At 59.0% G+C, this 15,225-nt stretch carries 12 protein-coding genes; 4 read left to right on the top strand and 8 right to left on the bottom strand.

The annotated features are described in order from the left end of the window. Nucleotides 1-91: 91 nt before the first annotated feature. The 7 genes from ACEN2T_RS21980 to ACEN2T_RS22010 form a co-directional block, all read right to left on the bottom strand. Nucleotides 92-2,617 carry an acyl-CoA dehydrogenase gene (locus tag ACEN2T_RS21980; RefSeq protein WP_122756541.1) on the bottom strand — a complete coding sequence of 842 codons (2,526 nt, stop codon included), beginning with the start codon at nt 2,615-2,617 and terminating at the stop codon, nt 92-94. Between the two features lie 288 nt (nt 2,618-2,905). Further along, nucleotides 2,906-4,321, bottom strand: a complete 1,416-nt coding sequence (locus tag ACEN2T_RS21985; RefSeq protein WP_099602287.1) for an outer membrane protein transport protein — start codon at nt 4,319-4,321, stop codon at nt 2,906-2,908. A gap of 127 nt (nt 4,322-4,448) precedes the next feature. Continuing rightward, nucleotides 4,449-4,952 carry an alkane oxidation protein activator PraB gene (gene praB / locus ACEN2T_RS21990; RefSeq protein WP_277419709.1) on the bottom strand — a complete coding sequence of 168 codons (504 nt, stop codon included), beginning with the start codon at nt 4,950-4,952 and terminating at the stop codon, nt 4,449-4,451. Nucleotides 4,953-5,174: 222 nt separating this feature from the next. Beyond that, the gene (gene praB / locus ACEN2T_RS21995; RefSeq protein WP_081797686.1) at nt 5,175-5,678 is read right to left on the bottom strand and encodes an alkane oxidation protein activator PraB; all 504 of its coding nucleotides are present in this window, start codon (nt 5,676-5,678) and stop codon (nt 5,175-5,177) included. A 133-nt stretch (nt 5,679-5,811) separates the two neighbouring features. Beyond that, nucleotides 5,812-6,306: an alkane oxidation protein activator PraA gene (gene praA, locus ACEN2T_RS22000; protein ID WP_032886505.1), complete on the bottom strand. Its 495-nt coding sequence runs from the start codon at nt 6,304-6,306 to the stop codon at nt 5,812-5,814. Nucleotides 6,307-6,419: 113 nt separating this feature from the next. Next, the gene (locus ACEN2T_RS22005) at nt 6,420-7,700 is read right to left on the bottom strand and encodes an alkane 1-monooxygenase (protein WP_095184567.1); all 1,281 of its coding nucleotides are present in this window, start codon (nt 7,698-7,700) and stop codon (nt 6,420-6,422) included. A gap of 294 nt (nt 7,701-7,994) precedes the next feature. Further along, nucleotides 7,995-8,984: an alpha/beta fold hydrolase gene (locus ACEN2T_RS22010; RefSeq protein WP_442117532.1), complete on the bottom strand. Its 990-nt coding sequence runs from the start codon at nt 8,982-8,984 to the stop codon at nt 7,995-7,997. Between the two features lie 276 nt (nt 8,985-9,260). Between ACEN2T_RS22010 and ACEN2T_RS22015 the strand changes: the two genes are divergently transcribed. From ACEN2T_RS22015 to ACEN2T_RS22025, 3 genes are read left to right on the top strand one after another with little or no spacing between them, the layout of a single operon-like run. Continuing rightward, nucleotides 9,261-10,799: a flavin-containing monooxygenase gene (locus ACEN2T_RS22015; RefSeq protein WP_442117533.1), complete on the top strand. Its 1,539-nt coding sequence runs from the start codon at nt 9,261-9,263 to the stop codon at nt 10,797-10,799. Then, the gene (locus tag ACEN2T_RS22020) at nt 10,796-11,686 is read left to right on the top strand and encodes an SDR family NAD(P)-dependent oxidoreductase (protein ID WP_032886509.1); all 891 of its coding nucleotides are present in this window, start codon (nt 10,796-10,798) and stop codon (nt 11,684-11,686) included. Before ACEN2T_RS22015 ends, ACEN2T_RS22020 begins: the two co-directional genes overlap by 4 nt. Nucleotides 11,687-11,701: 15 nt before the next feature. Beyond that, nucleotides 11,702-12,535, top strand: a complete 834-nt coding sequence (locus tag ACEN2T_RS22025; RefSeq protein WP_099602284.1) for a metal-dependent hydrolase — start codon at nt 11,702-11,704, stop codon at nt 12,533-12,535. On the opposite strand, the gene ACEN2T_RS22030 is transcribed toward ACEN2T_RS22025, so the two are convergent. After that, nucleotides 12,532-14,607, bottom strand: a complete 2,076-nt coding sequence (locus tag ACEN2T_RS22030) for a PTS sugar transporter subunit IIC/EAL domain-containing protein (protein WP_442117534.1) — start codon at nt 14,605-14,607, stop codon at nt 12,532-12,534. The genes ACEN2T_RS22025 and ACEN2T_RS22030 overlap by 4 nt on opposite strands. Before the next feature lie 286 nt (nt 14,608-14,893). Between ACEN2T_RS22030 and ACEN2T_RS22035 the strand changes: the two genes are divergently transcribed. Then, entirely contained in the window at nt 14,894-15,223 is a 330-nt protein-coding gene (locus tag ACEN2T_RS22035) for a DUF6388 family protein (protein ID WP_032886512.1), read from the top strand. Nucleotides 15,224-15,225: the final 2 nt, after the last annotated feature.

Below are 15,225 nucleotides of genomic sequence, written 5' to 3' on the forward strand. Positions count from 1 at the left end.
CATGCCCCCGATAGCGGTGGTCAGCCAATGAGTCGGTGACTGATGGATTGCTATCGGGTGCAAGCGCCCTCCCACACTGGCCGCGTTTGTCCTAGTTGACCGAGGCGTTTTCGCTTTGGCTGCTGCGCCGCTTGGTGGCCGGTTCCAACGCCTGCTTGCGCTGCTGCAATGCTTCCAGCAAACCAAAGTCCTGCGGGAAGTCATCCACCTGGATACCGTGATCGGCGTATTCCACATAGCGCGCGAGCAAGGCGTCTTCGTCGTCGCTGATCAAGTCCAGCGCCCTGGCCTTGACGCGCCAGGTGGTGAAAGCCGTGGCGGAAATAGGCATCGGTTCGAGCACGCCTTGCTTGATGGCAGGCTTGAGCCGGGCGTCGATCAGCTCCACTTGTGGCAGCAGACGGAAGCCCAACTCGCCATACGCCAACTTGTCGATTTCGGGACGTGGAATGTAGGAATTGGCCAACAACCGGTCACGGGTCTCGCCCGGTGTCTGCACCACATCGGCCACCTGGGCCAGTAGGCGATCCGACGGTTTGCGCAGCGGAATGCCGAACGGGAACGTCAGGCCGCGCACCACGGCGGCGGCGGCTTTGGAGGGGTAGTTTTCCAGCACTTCGGCAAGGGCTTCATGAGCACGCACTAGCGCATCCTGAGCCGACCAGTGCACCAGCGGCAGGTCTGACTGAGGCCGGCCGTCATCCTCGAAACGCTTGAGCACGCAGGACAAAATGTACAGCTGCGACAGAATATCCCCCAGACGCCCGGTGATACTTTCCTTGCGCTTGAGGGCACCGCCCAGCACACCCATGGAAATGTCCGAGATCAGCGCCAGCACCACCGACAGACGATTGGCCTGGCGGTAGTAGGACGCCAGCGCGGGGTCGGTCTTGGCAGGTGCAGAAATCAGACGACCGCCTGTCAGCGAATGCACCGCCGCACGTACGGTGTTGGCCAGCACGAAACTCACGTGGCCGAACATCGCGCTGTCAAAGTCTTCCAGCGCCTTACGCCGGTCCGGGTTGCGCGCCGCTTCCATCTCACGGAACACATAGGGATGGCAACGGATCAGGCCTTGGCCAAAGATGATGAGGCAGCGCGTCATGATATTCGCGCCTTCCACCGTGATGGCGATGGGGCTTTGCTGATACGCACGGGCCAGGAAGTTATTCGGGCCCATGCAAATGCCCTTGCCGGCGACGATGTCCATGCCGTCGTTGACGATGATTCGCGCACGCTCGGTGACGTGGTACTTCGCAATGGCGGAGATCACCGAAGGTTTCTCGCCGGCATCCAGGGACGCTACCGATACCTTGCGCACCGCATCGCAGGCATACAAATGCCCGGCCATGCGCGCCAGAGGTGCCTGCACCCCTTCGAACTTGCCGATGGGCAGGCCGAACTGCTTGCGCATCGCGGCATAAGCCGTAGTGCCACGCACCGCAACCTTGGCCAGGCCGACGTTGGCCGACGGCAACGAAATGGCACGGCCCGCTGCTAGGCACTCCATCAGCATGCGCCAGCCATTACCGACTTGTTCACGGCCGCCGATCACCCATTCCAACGGGATGAAGACGTCCTTGCCGGTGGTTGGGCCGTTCTGGAATACGGCGTTAAGTGGCCAATGGCGGCGACCGCTGTTTACGCCGGGGTGGGACGTGGGGATCAGTGCGCAGGTGATGCCGAGCGAACCTTTCGGGCCCAGCAAGCCGTCCGGGTCTTCAGCGCGAAACGCCAGGCCCAGCACGGTGGCGATGGGGCCGAGGGTGATATAGCGCTTGTCCCAGGTCACTTTGAAACCCAGCACCTCTTCGCCCTCGTGCATGCCCTTACAGACAATACCCAAGTCTGGAATGGCCCCGGCATCCGAGCCCGCATACGGGCTGGTCAGGGCAAAGCACGGGATGTCTTCACCCCGAGCCAGGCGCGGCAGGTAGTAATTACGTTGGGCGTCGGTGCCGTAGTGCAGCAACAGCTCGGCCGGGCCGAGGGAGTTGGGCACCATCACCGAAATCGCCGCCGCCGAGCAGCGCGTCGACAGCTTCATCACCACTTGCGAATGGGCATAGTGGGAGAAGCCTTTGCCGCCGTACTGCTTGGGAATGATCATGCCGAGGAAACCGGCATCCTTGGTGTACTGCCAGCCTTCGGGGGACATGTCCTGCCAGACCTGGGTGGTTTCCCAGTCGTTGGCGATGTCGCACAAGGTTTCCACTTCATTGTCGAGGAAGGCTTGCTCCTCGGCGCTGAGGCTGGCCGGCGCGGCTTGCAACAGGCGCTGCCAATCGGGTTTGCCGCTGAACAACTCGGCGTCCCACCACACGGTACCGGACTCGATAGCCGCACGCTCGGTGTCGGACATTGCCGGCATGATCGTGCGAAAGAGGCCGAGGGCCTTGCTGGTGAGCAAGGTGCGACGCAGGGGTTTGATCGTCATCAGCAACGCGGGCGCGATCACCAGCAGCGCCGCGACGCTGGCCCCAAAACCTGCCACCACGTTGAACACGTAACCCAGTGCCAACCAGATCAAGCCGGCCCCTAACCACAGGGTCGCGGCAGCTTGTCGATACGCCAGGGCAATCGCGGCTGCGAAACCCACCAATAACCAGATAACCATGGGGATACCTCTACTCGATTCAGGGCGTGGTTTACGTGCGCAAGGTCGAATTGACCTGCGGCTTAAAGCCACACTACAAACTTGGAAAGCTAATTTCAAATTTTGTTTTGAAATTTTTATTTAATGCTTGAGCAAAAAAATAGCGACTGAACCTGTCAGCCGAATCAACGCGAATTGGACGAAATCGGAACGGGTCGCGTGGGCGACCCCTTCGTTGCATTACCGGTGAAAAACCTGCAGAAAGATGCGCTGACTGCGGGCTTCGCACCGGCACGGCGTAACACAGGATCAGAAGTTGTAAGTGACCCCCAGGCTCACGACATCGCCATAGGCTTCGGCCTTGCCGTCCAGGGTTGCCCCCCCGAGACGATCCTGGTTCTGGGTTTTCAACTTGGCTTTTTCCACGAACTGGTGGGAGTAGGAGCCGTCGATGCCCAGGCCTGGAATCGCTCTGATTTTGTAACCGAAGCCCAGCGAGGTGAAGATCCGGTCGCCATCCGGGATACGCGGGTCGCGGGTGGAGTTACGGGTAGGTGTCTGGTCCGTCGCAACACCGGCGCGCAACGTGAAATCATCGGTGAGCTTATAGTCGCCGCCGAGAGACACCATCCAGGCGTCCTTGTAGTTGTAAGGGATGGCAACGATGGTCGACCCCTCAGACTTCAGGGTCAGGTTTTTGAATGACGACCATTGGGTCCACAAGACACTGGCACCGAGGGTAAAACGATCATTGAACTGGTGAACCCAATCAATCGCTGCGCTGGCAGGAACGTCCAATTGGGTGGAGGCTTTACCGTTCATTTGAAGGTTGAGACCTGGATACAAAATGCCCGGCAACCCGGCGTCGATCAGGCCCTGGGAGCCTTCGTCAGCGTAGATGTTGTATTTGCCTTCAAGCTTGTTCTTGATCTTGGCGTGGTAGTTCAAACCCAGCGTGTCTTGTGGGGTTGGCTTCCAGGCCAGGCCGGCAAACCAGCCCACCGAGGTATTGTCGACTTTGACTCGCATGAGCGAGTAGCCAATGCCCGCCGGGAATGGGATCGAATTCGGAGCAAGTGCAGCGGCGGCATAGAGGTCAACGTTCTGGCTGACGAAGCCTTTGGTGTGCTGAACAATCGCGCCACCGCCGATGGAAAACTCATCGTTGACCTTGAACGAAAGCGACCCCGTCAACCCGACGGTTTCGATGCGCGTGTCAACCGCAAAATCCCGGCCCTTCCAGTCATTGTCCCAGGTGGTACGTGCGCCCATGGGCACCACTTGGCTGAGACCGAAAGCGAAACGGTCACCGATCGGCATGACCATGAATCCGGTCGGCACCCAGGCGGTAAAACCGCCCTGCCCTCCATCACCATCGCGGGGCACGGAATTGAACTCAAAGGTATCGGGGTTAACAGTCGTGGTGGAGGTCGGATTGCCTGCGTAGTCTTTGGCGGTACCTTTGTAGTGAATATTGATACGCGCGTAGTCAACGTTGAACTGCGAGATATTGTGATCAATGAACGCCATCGCCGCCGGGTTGTTGTAAGCCGATGACGGATCATCCTTAAACATCGAACCACCACCGAACGCGCGGCCCCAGCCTTCCGCCCCGAACGTCGGAGTAGAGAACCCACCGGCTTGCGCACTGCCGGTTATAACCATCAGGCCGCCGATAACGGCCAGGTTTATTAACGTGCGTGCGTGTGCTTTCTTATTATTCATGCCCGACTCCTTATAGTTGTTAAGCACCGATATCGGTTTTTCCGAACCCGGTTTACTTCAACAAGTGCCTCTTGCCAGGCACTTGCTCACTGCAATTCATGACCGTCCCATCCAGCACCCAGGCCATTTACGGAGAAACAGTAAACGCCGGACTGGGTGAAGCAGTGAGACCTGTGATCGTGCAAGCACCCACTGTTTGAGGGCTTGTGATGCTCAGGGTGTTAGTAGAGTTTTTCCAGATAACACTGATGTTCACTGGAGAACTGCTGCAGTCCGATGCAACCTTTAACTTCAACGCACCAAGCGTTCCGGGGAACACGTCGGGGCCGCTACCTGTCAGCTTCAAACGCCACACAAAATTACTCGCGACAGGAATTGAGCATATGGGGTTTGAACCGCTGAACACGGCACTGGTAATCGCTGCAACTGATCCATCAGATGCAACCGAACCGGCCATCGCGAAGTTGCAAGTCACTGGTACATTAAGACTAAGGGGAGACTTTATAGTAATAGTGCCCGCCGTGGTAAATGCGCTACCGGCAGGGGCAATAGTGGCCGCACTGGCCGTCGATATGGCCCCACCGCAAAGAGCAAAGAGTGTTACACAACCGAACGTTTTCAAGCTTTTCATTGTTATTCCTCACAGGGTCTGGCGAGTCACTTCGCCTATGCGTAGCGCCACTGATCAGATGAAATGCTAAAGCCCAATAGACTGCGTGCGGCTGTTCTCTTAATACTCATGCGCCACTCCTTATTGTTGTATTCCACCCTTGCAAACTTTTTCAAACAAGTGCCTCTTACGAGGCACTTGCCAGTTTCAACGTGTGATCATCACGTCAAGTACTCAGGGTACTTATGGGCTAACGGTGAACGCTGGACTTGGAACAGCGGTAAGGGCGGTAATTGTGCAAGAGCCCACGGTTTGAGGCGTAGAAATACCCAGCGTGTTGGTGGAGTTCTTCCAGTTGACCGCGATGGTCACCGGCGTAGCGCTGCAGTCAGAGGCGATTTTGAATTTCACACCCGAAACAGTGCCGGTGAACGCGTCAGGCCCGGTACCAGCGACCGTCAGCGGCCATGGCAGGTTGCTCAACACTGGAACGCCGCACAGCGGGTTGGAACCGCTGACCGTGGCGCCGGTAATCGAAGCTCCAGCACCACCACTCGCCACGGTACCGGTGAAGATAATGTTGCAAGTGACCGGGATATTCAGGGACGCCGGCGACTTAACGGTGATAGAGCCCGAGGTGGTAAAAGCGGCACCAGCAGGTGCAATGGTCGCGGCGTTTGCCATCGAAACGGCACCAAAGCACAGAGCAAAAGAAGTTGCACAAACGAGGGTTTTCAAACTTTTCATTGTTTTTCCTCACATGTAATGGCGAGTCATTCGCCAGGGGGTAATGGCCATGAACGAGAGGTCACGGTGAAACTGCAGAACTTCCCTTTCCAGCCAAATCTCAATTCAATTACCGCTCTAAACGTGGACGGCGTTATTCAACAACTTTGAAGGTGGGCGGCATCTTGATCGACACCGTCTTGATCTTGCAGTCTTCGCCAATGGGGACATTGGCCGCTTCCAACTTTCCGGTGGCGTTGTCCCACGTGCCATCAGCGGTAGAAGGCCCGCACTTGCCGCCCAGTCCGAAGGCGTGCACATCCACGCTGATATTCGACATGGAACCGCTTTTGGTGTCTTTGGCCACCAGCACCCACGGCAAGTTGGTGGCTTCGACCCGGCTGCACTTGAGGCCGCCATCGAACTCAACTTTGTCGACATTCACGGATGAACCATCGGCCGCAACTTTGCCCGCGACCTTAATGGTGCAGTCGGCGCTGATCAGCGCCCCCTTGGAAAAACTGATGGGGCCTTGGGCGGTGAACGCACTGCCGGCCGGTTCGATACGGGCGGCCTGGGCCTGGTGATAAACGATCAGGCCCAGTGCAGCCAATAGAATATGGGTAGTGAACTTGGCAGGTGATTGCATGGTGTACGTCCTTCCCTTTAATTATTGTTGTTCGGGTCAAACCACTTCCTCGGGGCGATAAAATCCTGCGCGGCATTTAAGGCCCCGAGTACACAACTGGGTATTACTTCATGTCAGAACGGCTTGGCGCTGTTGCTGTACTTCTCCAGATACTTCAATCGTTGTGAGGGCTGAAGATTGGTCAGGCTGATATCCCCGGCGTAATGATTAAGCACCCGATGGTCCATGCGCCGGCGCCATAAGTAAGGTACATAGGCCCATACAATCATGCTCGCGTACCCATAGGGCAGTTGCGGCGATTCATCAAAGTGGCGCAGCGACTGATAACTGCGCGTGGGGTTGGCGTGGTGGTCGGAGTGCCGCTGCAACTGGAACAGAAAGATATTGGTGACAATCCGATTACTGTTCCAGGAGTGCCGAGGCGAGCAGCGTTCATAACGACCATTGGGTAACTTCTGGCGTTTCAGGCCGTAGTGTTCGACATAGTTCACGACTTCCAGCAACGAGAACCCGTAGATGCCCTGGATAATCAAGAAGGGAATCACCGCCGCCCCCAGCCAGGCAATCATCGCGCCCCACAGCACTACGCTGTACATCCAGGCACTGAGTACACCGTTCTTCCAGTGCCAGGCCGGCAGGCCGAGTTTGCGCAAGCGTTCACGCTCCAGGTTCCACGCTGAGTGCGCACTGAACCACACCGAGCGCGGCAGGAAGGCCCAGAAACTTTCGCCCAGGCGCGAGCTGGCCGGGTCTTCTGGCGTGGCGACACGCACATGGTGACCACGGTTGTGCTCGGTGTAGAAGTGCCCGTAGAAGGTCGGTGCCAATGTGACCTTGGCCAGGAACACTTCCAAGGCGTTGGGTTTGTGCCCCAGTTCATGGGCAGTGTTGATGGCAATGCCGGTGGCGGCGCCGGTCGACATGGCCATGCCCAAGTAGGTGAACCAGCTCGGTGCGCCATGCAGTTGCGTGCGATCGGTGATGTAACTGGCGGCGTGGACCAGCCAGTTGGAAGGATCAAGGTGAGCGGTGGCGTGCAACAGACCACCTTGGATGATCCATTCGATGCCGCCGGCAGCCAGCCAGCCGGTAATGATCACTGACGAGATGACGAACAGCACGCCGGTGTAGACGATCCAGCGGTAGTAGCGTTGGGTTTCCAGATGGCTGACCGCCGACTCGGGCGGGTTGCTCACGTCTTCGCCGAGCAGGCCGTCAATCAGTGGGATCAGCCCGAAGATCACCAGCACGCCGACCCACCATAACTGCTGGACGCCGGTGAAAATGGCAAGGGAGCCGGACAACAGGGGTGTGGCCAACGGCATGATGCCCAACCACCACAGGTGGCGCTTGCCATCGGTCCACACGCTTGGCGCTGCCAAAGTCTGGTTCATGGCAGCCTCCTTGGCAGGGAGGTGGAAAACAGGTTCAGGGAGCGAAGAAGGCTCCGGGAAATCAACCATGCGATAAAAGACGTTTTTTTCATTTTTATTCGCTCTTAGGCATTTCAAAAATCATTTCAAAACAAACATTGAAATATTTTTTTAAATAAATAACGCGGAATCGTTAGGTCGTCAACTACTTTTTCGAAGCCTTTTTTACGTGACCGAGCAGTCTCTTTTTCAGCCGTTTGGTCAGGTCTCTAGGGCAAGCATTTGCGCCGTTCGAACCCGCAATGAGGACCACGATTATTTGTTCGCCAGGGCAAAGGGCGGATGCAGGACTGTGGCCGTTTGCGCCGGACGCGCGCGCTTGGCCACCTGCAACACCGCCTCAACCACTCGCGCCGTGGCGGTGATCGGCAGCATATGGCCGCGCCCTTCCACCACTTGCAGCTTGAGGCCTGGCACTTTGTCGGCGAGGGCCTGGCCGTGTTTGCGAAAGTCCAGCACCTGGTCTCGCGCGCCATAGATCAGGCCGATGGGCAGCGTCAGTTGCGAGTAGCGCTTGACCATGTCCGGCAGGAAGTCGTTGACCTGTGCGATCTCGCTGGAGGCTGCATAAAAGTTGTCGGGGCGCATGCCCAGCAGCCCGCCGCCCTGGGTGGCGAAATCTTCGGGAGCGGTGTCCGGGGCGAATACGCCCTTGACCACCGAACGCCGGGTCAACAGGCCAATGGGCACGGTGAGGGTATGGGCGACCCAGCGCCGTAACCAGGCCGGTCGCACCGCCAGCGACCAGAACACCAACGGCAAGGTGGGTTGGGGATGGGTCAGCGGCGCCACCAGCACCAGGCCGGATACGGCCTCGGGGTGGTCGAGGGCCAGGGCCAGGGATATCGCTCCGCCCAGGGAATGCCCCAACACCAGGGGCTTTTCCAGGCCCAGTGCTCGCATAAACGCTGCGACCTGCCGCGCCTGGGCCGGCAGGTCCGCTGCCGTGCCTTTATGACGCGTGGAATAACCCGACCCGGGACGGTCGAGGGTGATCACCCGAAAATGCTCACGCAACTGGCCGGACAAGGCATAGGTCAGGTTGCGACTGCTGCCCATCAGCCCGTGAATCATCACCAGGGGTGGGCCTTTGCCCTCTTCTACATAATGAAAGCGCTCGCCATCGACCTCCACCAAGCGCCCATTGATGGGGACAGCGGCTTCAATGCGCCGTGTCATCCAGGCGCTGAAGCCCCATAACACCGCACTTGCGCCCGCCGCAGCGGCAACCCACTCCACAGCCATAGCTCGGTCCTCTGCTTCCCTGCTGCTGGCGACCCGACCGGAATTGGTCAAGGCCTCAGCCATCGCCCGCCCCCTGGACTTTGACCTCATGCGGACCGTGCTCGTCCGTCGGACAAGTGGTGCATACCAAACATGGTCCTAGCGTAGGCGATATTTTCAGGTAGATTATTTAAAATCTTTTTTAAAATAATTAATTCAATTTTTCTTTGCAATGGTGTTTTATCTAAAAGACAAAACAAAAACAGGAGCACATCCGATGCCCATTAAGGACAGCCTATGAATGCCCACAGTGAATCCATCGACATCGCCATCATCGGTTCAGGCTTCGCCGGCCTGTGCATGGCCATCAAACTCAAAGAGGCCGGGTTCACCGACTTCTTTATCGCCGAACAGGCCGAGACCCTCGGCGGTACTTGGCGGGACAACCACTACCCAGGCTGCGCCTGCGATGTGCAGTCCCATGTGTATTCGTTTTCCTTTGCGCCCAACCCGAACTGGACGCGACAGTTCGCGCGCCAAGCGGAAATACGCGCCTACTTGGAGCAATGCGCTGTGCGCTTCGGCCTGGCGCCTTACCTGCGTTTCAACAAGGGCCTTGAACGCGCAGTATTCGATGAGCAGCAGCAACGCTGGCAATTGAGCTTCAGCGATGGCCGGCACGTGAGCGCACGGGTGCTGGTATCGGGTATGGGCGGCCTGTCGCGCCCGGCGCTGCCGGAGATTCCAGGCCTGGAGAACTTCAAGGGCAAGCGCTTCCACTCCCAGCAGTGGGACCATGACTATTCCTTGAAAGGCAAACGCGTGGCGGTGATCGGCACCGGCGCCAGTGCCATCCAGTTCGTGCCGCAGATTGCGCCGCAGGTGGCCCACCTGGACCTGTTCCAGCGCACGCCACCGTGGATCATGCCCAAGCCTGACCGGGCAATTTCGCCCGTCGAACGCTGGCTGTTCAAGCACCTGCCTTTTACCCAGCGCCTGGTGCGCGGCGCCTTTTACTGGGCGCTGGAAGGTCGCGTAGTGGGCTTTGCCCTGCACCCGAGGCTGATGAAGATGGTGCAGAAAATCGCCCAACGCCATCTGCACAAGCAAGTGGCCCGCCCGTCCCTGCGCAAGACCCTGACGCCGGACTACACCATCGGCTGCAAGCGCGTGCTGATCTCCAATGACTACTACCCGGCGCTGTCGCGCAGCAATGTCGAGGTGGTCACCGACCGCGTGCTGCGCATAGAAGCAGACGGCGTGATCACCGCCGACGGCATCAAGCACCCGGCCGATTGCCTGATCTTCGGCACCGGCTTCCAAGCTACCGACCCCGTGCCCCGCGACTGCATCATCGGGCGCGACGGTGTGGACCTGATGGACGCCTGGCACGACGGCGCCCATGCCTACAAGGGTACGACGGTACCGGGTTATCCCAACCTGTTTTTGATCGTCGGGCCCAATACCGGTCTGGGGCATAACTCGATGATCCTGATGATCGAGGCGCAGGTGACCTACATCCTCGACGCACTCAAGCAGATGCAGCGCCAGCGCATCGCCACAGTGGACGTCAAGCCGGCGGTAGAACAAGCGTACAACCGCCAACTGCAGGACCAACTCAAGCGCACCATCTGGAACACCGGCGGTTGCCAGAGCTGGTACCTCGACCCGCGCACCGGCAAAAACACCACCCTGTGGCCCGGCTCCACGTGGCGCTTCAAGCAGGTCACGCGACAGTTTGCGCTCAAGGACTATGAAGTCGATCGGTTACCGCTCAATACGCTCGCCCGTCGCGCGGCGGCCGCCCATTCCACCGCAGAAGGCAGCCTGTCATGAAGTCATTCAACGGTCGCGTGGCGGCCATCACTGGCGCGGCATCCGGCATGGGTCGCGCGTTGGCTCTGGCACTCGCGCGGGAAGGTTGCCATCTGGCGCTGGCGGACAAAAACGCCTCAGGCCTGGAGCAAACCCTGACGCTGATCAAGACCTCCACCCTGTCACCCGTGATGATCACCACCCAGGTGCTGGACGTGTCCGATCGCCAGGCCATGGAAGAATGGGCCGCGCGTTGCATGGCTGAGCACGGCCAGGTCAACCTGGTGTTCAACAATGCCGGGGTGGCCCTCTCCAGCACCGTGGAGGGCGTGGACTATGCCGACCTGGAATGGATTGTCGGCATCAACTTCTGGGGAGTAGTCCACGGCACCAAGGCGTTCCTGCCCTATCTCAAAGCCAGCGGCGAAGGTCATGTAATCAACACCTCCAGCGTGTTTGGCCTGTTTGCCCAACCGGGAATGAGCGGCTACAACGCCACTAAATTCGCCGTGCGCGGCTTCACCGAAGCACTGCGCCAGGAACTGGATCTGCAACGCTGCGGCGTATCGGCCACCTGCGTTCACCCCGGTGGCATTCGGACCGACATCTGCCGCAGCAGCCGCATCGACGCGAACATGACCGGCTTCTTGATCCACAGCGAACAGCAAGCCCGCGCCGATTTCGAAAAACTCTTCATCACCGATGCCGACCAGGCCGCCAAAGTGATCCTCCAAGGCATCCGCAAAAACAAACGCCGCGTGCTGATCGGCCGCGATGCGTATTTCCTCGACCTGCTCGCCCGTTGCCTGCCCGCGGCCTATCAAGCGTTGGTGGTGTTCGCCAGCAAACGCATGGCGCCCAAGCAACGCAGGCCAGTATTTGAAACCAATGACGAACCCCGTCTCTGAACAGGAGCACGCACTATGCTGCCTATCCGCCGCGACGTCCGTTTTGTCCTGCCCGCCGAGCGCATCACCAACTGGCACGAACAGGGCCCGTTCATCACGCATTTTTTCAATGCCCTGTCCCTGCTGTTTCCCCAGGGCGAGCTGTTTTTCATGGACAGCGTGCGCCACTACCGCCAGCGCGTGGAGGACCCTGCGCTGAAAAAAGAGATCCAGGGCTTTATCGGTCAGGAGGCGATGCACAGCCGTGAACACGTGGCCTACAACGACCTGATGCAAGCGGCAGGGCTGCCGGCACACACCCTGGACCGTCGTCTCAAGTTCGTCCTGGACCTGCAGAAAAAACACTTTCCGCCCGCCTTCAACCTGGCAATCACCATTGCCCTTGAGCACTACACAGCGATGCTTGCGGAAATCCTGCTCAGTGATCCGTCCCGCTTTGGCGACTCACTCAAGGGCTACCAGCAGATGTGGTACTGGCACGCTCTGGAGGAAACCGAACACAAGGCTGTGGCCTTCGACGTGTGGAATACGGTGATCAAGCCCGGCCCCAAGCGCTATCTGCTGCGCACCGGCGCCATGCTGACCACCACGGTGTTCTTCTGGCTGGTCGTACTGGATTTCCACGTACGCCTCTTGATCGCAGACCGTAAGGCCGGCGGGCACCTCAAAGGCTTCTGGCGCATGCTGAAGTTTCTGTATGGGCCCAAGGGAGTTTTCCCACGGATGCTGCGGCCTTGGCTGCACTACTTCAAACCCGGCTTTCATCCATGGGACCACGATAACCGGGCGCGCCTGGAGGGCATCGACAGCCTGATCGAAGACATCGAACAGACTCAGCGCGGCTACTAGGCTTGCGCCAAGGCTTCACGCTCGCGCACAAAGCCTTCCAACTGATCGCCCGGCAGTGCCTTGCTGAAATACCAGCCCTGGATAATCAACTCAGGGCCGGTGTTCAGGAAGGCCAACTGCTCGGCGGTCTCCACACCCTCCACCACCACGCCCAGGTTCAGCGCTTCGCAGAAACGCAGCATGCCGGTCAGCACTTGGGCGCCTTTGGGATCGTGTTGGGCCACCACGAAACTGCGATCGATTTTGATGAAGTCCACCGGGAATTGGTGCAGATAGCTCAGGGCCGAAAACCCGGTGCCGAAGTCATCGATATAGACCTTGGCGCCGATGTCCTGCAATTTGCGGATGGTCTGGCGCGTGGCCGGGATGTCGCTGATCAGCGCGTCTTCGGTGATTTCCACCGACACCTGGCCATGGGCCTGAGCGAGGATTTCCACGAGGCGTTCGCCATAGGCCGCGTCGGTCAGGGTCGCGCTGGAAATGTTGATGGTCATGGGCAGCGCAAAACCGAGCTTTTGCCACTTCTGATACTGACGAATCGCCTGGGACGCCACCCACACATCCACGTCCGGCATCAGCCGCGCCTGCGCCAACCATTGCAGGAATTCCCACGGCGAGTGCACGGTGCCCTTGGCATCGCGGGCGCGCATCAGCGCTTCGCAGCCAGTACACAGGCCGGTGCGTGTCGAGACCTGCGGCTGGAATTCAAGGTAGAACTCGTAGTCGCTGATCTGCTGGATGTGGCTCAGTTCATTGGCTTGGCGCGCGAAGGTCCTGTGGGACGCCAGCACCGGGTCCAGCTCGCGCAGCCGGCCTTTCTCTTCGAGGCCTCGGAAGGTCATGTCGAGGGATTTCAGGTACACCGTGCCACCTTCAGCGGCCTGGCGATGGATTGCACGTACATACGGCGCGTACACCAGGGTGCCCAGGGCCAATAGCGTTACTTGCAGCGCGACTGCGGCCAGATCGCCGTGGGTGCTCAGGTAGGCATTGAGCAATACCGGGGAAGTGAACGGCACGCTGGCCACCGCGGGAGATACCCACCCCAACTCCACCACGGTCAACGCCACCATTGCGTTCAGGGCAGGGACTACCAGAAACGGAATGAACAGGCGTGGGTTGAGGATGATCGGCAGGCCGAACAGCAGGACTTCACTGACGTTGAACAGCGAGAGCGGCAAGCTCGCCACGGCCAGCAGGCGCATCGACTGACTCTTGGAAAACAGCAGGATTGCCACCAGCAAGCACAATGCACCGCCCGAGCCGCCGATAAAGGCAAAACTGCCCAATAGGCCGCTGTTGAGTACATATTTGATCGGCTCACCTGCTGCCAGCGCGGCGCCGTTGAGCACCACCGCCTGATCCAGTACGTCGAACAGCGGTTGCATGGCGTACACGCCGTGGATCCCGAAAAACCACAACAGCGAGTTCATCAACGTGACAAACAAACCGCTGCCATAGGGCGACTCCAGGGCTTCAATCACCTGGGGCCCCTGCAACTGCGCCACGTAAGGAATCTGCAGCAACAAAGACAGCGCCACCACCAGCGCCAGAGCGGTGATGGCACCGGGCACCACCATATTGATCGTACCCCGCAGGTTGTGCCCTACCAGGTCTTCATTGACCAGGCGGGTCCAGCGGTAGCGGTACAGCCAGGCCATGGCCGGCACATTCAGCAGCGGTGAGGCAATGGCGATAAACAGGACGAACGTGGCAGACGCGCGGGGGTATTCGCGCAGGATAAAGGTCGCGACCACTACATGGGCCAGGCACAGAAACGCCACCGGTAGCTGCGGCAGGCGGTACTGGATCGCCAGCATGTAACCGATGGAAGCCGCCACCAGCAGCGGAATCACTGAACTGATCTGGTTGTGCAACCCTGCGAGGAGCGCTACCACTTGCGGATCGAACCCCAGTACCCGCGCACATTCGGACAGGATCAGAAAACCCGCTGACACCAGCAGGCACGGCAGGATCCACAGCAGCCCTTCGCGGATCGCACGCAACGACTCGGTACTGGCCAAGGCAGCCAGACGCTGGGTGAAGAACAGTTTGAACAGCGTTTGCGCCATGACCCACCCTCTGCCCATCGCCCTCTGCCCATGGAAGGCAGTGCCCAAAATACCGGGGCTAACGCTACACGTCCTGACACCGGGAGCGAAAGCCTTTTGCCATGTTCAGGGCGGAAATTTCAGCAATGAATAGCAGGCAACGCCGGTTTTTTTTTCAATTGTTGAATGTTGTGACCTGGGCCAATCCTGGAATCTGCTTCAATACCTGTTGTCTGCGCTTAATGCGCATATGGCTCGTCTCGGGCCAAAAACTGAAGCCTGATTCCATCTGATTTGGAGCACACCCTTGTCACCACCTGGCGATAACCACCAGCTCGCGCTGGACCGATTCTTGAACGAACACCCCGATGTGGCCGCAGAACTGAACACCCTGAACCCGCTGGCCGCCCAGGCCAAGGGCGAAACCCTGGCACAGTACCGCGCCGAACGGCTGCATGAAGCGTTTGAGGCAGAAGCCGAACGCCAGGGTCTCTTTGCATGGGAGTTGACGCTCAAACTGACCACCGACTCCTCCGAGGACTTCGAGGCCCTGCGCCTGGAAGTGCACAAGGAAGTGGCGCAGATGGCCGGACTGAGTTGGGTCGAATACTGCCAACTGCACGATTTGAACGGCTGATA

The sequence above is a fragment of the Pseudomonas sp. W22_MBD1_FP4 genome, assembly GCF_052113765.1.
GTDB classification, from domain to species: Bacteria; Pseudomonadota; Gammaproteobacteria; order Pseudomonadales; family Pseudomonadaceae; genus Aquipseudomonas; species Aquipseudomonas sivasensis.

Excerpts from the sequence above, each read along its gene's own strand:
- ACEN2T_RS21980 (WP_122756541.1), bottom strand. The coding sequence starts at position 2,617 with ATGGTTATCTGGTTATTGGTGGGTTTCGCAGCCGCGATTGCCCTGGCG.
- ACEN2T_RS21985 (WP_099602287.1), bottom strand. The coding sequence starts at position 4,321 with ATGAATAATAAGAAAGCACACGCACGCACGTTAATAAACCTGGCCGTT.
- praB (WP_277419709.1), bottom strand. The coding sequence starts at position 4,952 with ATGAAAAGCTTGAAAACGTTCGGTTGTGTAACACTCTTTGCTCTTTGC.
- praB (WP_081797686.1), bottom strand. The coding sequence starts at position 5,678 with ATGAAAAGTTTGAAAACCCTCGTTTGTGCAACTTCTTTTGCTCTGTGC.
- praA (WP_032886505.1), bottom strand. The coding sequence starts at position 6,306 with ATGCAATCACCTGCCAAGTTCACTACCCATATTCTATTGGCTGCACTG.
- ACEN2T_RS22005 (WP_095184567.1), bottom strand. The coding sequence starts at position 7,700 with ATGAACCAGACTTTGGCAGCGCCAAGCGTGTGGACCGATGGCAAGCGC.
- ACEN2T_RS22010 (WP_442117532.1), bottom strand. The coding sequence starts at position 8,984 with ATGGCTGTGGAGTGGGTTGCCGCTGCGGCGGGCGCAAGTGCGGTGTTA.
- ACEN2T_RS22015 (WP_442117533.1), top strand. The coding sequence starts at position 9,261 with ATGAATGCCCACAGTGAATCCATCGACATCGCCATCATCGGTTCAGGC.
- ACEN2T_RS22020 (WP_032886509.1), top strand. The coding sequence starts at position 10,796 with ATGAAGTCATTCAACGGTCGCGTGGCGGCCATCACTGGCGCGGCATCC.
- ACEN2T_RS22025 (WP_099602284.1), top strand. The coding sequence starts at position 11,702 with ATGCTGCCTATCCGCCGCGACGTCCGTTTTGTCCTGCCCGCCGAGCGC.
- ACEN2T_RS22030 (WP_442117534.1), bottom strand. The coding sequence starts at position 14,607 with ATGGCGCAAACGCTGTTCAAACTGTTCTTCACCCAGCGTCTGGCTGCC.